1 pseudogene is annotated in these 689 nt (G+C 40.5%); it reads left to right on the plus strand.

Annotated elements, in window-relative coordinates:
• Window positions 1–158 precede the first annotated feature (158 nt).
• Window positions 159–686: pseudogene (locus MICAI_RS27240) on the plus strand (transposase).
• Window positions 687–689 lie beyond the last annotated feature (3 nt).

Below are 689 nucleotides of genomic sequence, written 5' to 3' on the forward strand. Positions count from 1 at the left end.
ATAGATTAAGGAAAATTATCAAAGCAAGAGGATGGGTCTGGAAAAGAACAAGATATAAACAACCCAATGGTGCTGATCCTCAAGTTAAATTAGCTAAAAAAGCCGATTTAGACTGGTTGTTCTGGGCGCACAGTGCCGGAGAAATCCGTCTAAAATTTTTGGATGAATCAGGTTTTTCTCTTTGGAGTCCCGTCAGCTACACTTATGCTCGTCTTGGAGAGCAGAAAGTCTTAGAACAGACTAAAAGACGAGGAAAAAGATTAAATATTCTGGGACTTTACTCAGTGGGAGTGAGTTTTGACTATGGATTGAAATTAGGCTCGTTTAAAGGGGACACTTATATTAAGCTTCTCGAATGGCAAGCCCAACTCGCTGCCCAACATTTTGAAAAGACGGGGGAGATTACCGTCATCGTTCAAGATAATCATCCCATTCATAGGAGCAAGCAAGTCAGAGAGTATTGGGATAAGTGGCAGCAGCAAGGATGATTTTTCTTTCAACTGCCCAAATATTCCTCTGAAATGAATCTTATTGAAATTGAATGGCATCAATTAAAAACGCATGAACTGGCAGGTCAAATTTTTCCCGATGAGTCCGATTTAGCGATCGCTGTTAAACAAGGGATCGAAGCTCGCGCTCAAAAAGGAGGATACGAAACTCACTGTTTTAAGTTTAATTCTGCCTAGCTA

The sequence above is a fragment of the Microcystis sp. T1-4 genome (assembly GCF_000297435.1).
In the GTDB taxonomy this organism is placed as follows: domain Bacteria; phylum Cyanobacteriota; class Cyanobacteriia; order Cyanobacteriales; family Microcystaceae; genus Microcystis.